The sequence below is a fragment of the Pseudoalteromonas sp. S3178 genome (assembly GCF_005886985.1).
GTDB lineage: Bacteria > Pseudomonadota > Gammaproteobacteria > Enterobacterales > Alteromonadaceae > Pseudoalteromonas > Pseudoalteromonas carrageenovora.
This window is the reverse complement of record NZ_PNCW01000354.1, coordinates 1-203: the sequence shown is the minus strand read 5'-3', so window position 1 is coordinate 203 and position 203 is coordinate 1. Positions and strand designations below refer to the sequence as shown.

Here is a 203-nt window from a genome sequence, read left to right as displayed (position 1 = left end):
ATATGTTAGTAATGAAACACCTAACATAGATGTGTTCTTTGATAACTTACAAGTAACCCATACGAGGGGGCCATTATTATCTGAGTCCCATTACTATCCATATGGTTTAGAGATCGCAGCCCTGAGCAGCAAATCGGCTGGTAGCTTGTTAAACAAAAGATTATTTAATGGTGGTAACGAACTACAGTCAAAGGAATTTAGTG

At 37.9% G+C, this 203-nt stretch carries 1 protein-coding gene; it reads left to right on the top strand.

Going from position 1 to position 203, the window contains the following annotated elements:
• Window positions 1–203 (top strand): hypothetical protein (locus CWC11_RS23110; RefSeq protein ID WP_212748111.1); only part of this gene is annotated, 203 nt, incomplete at both ends.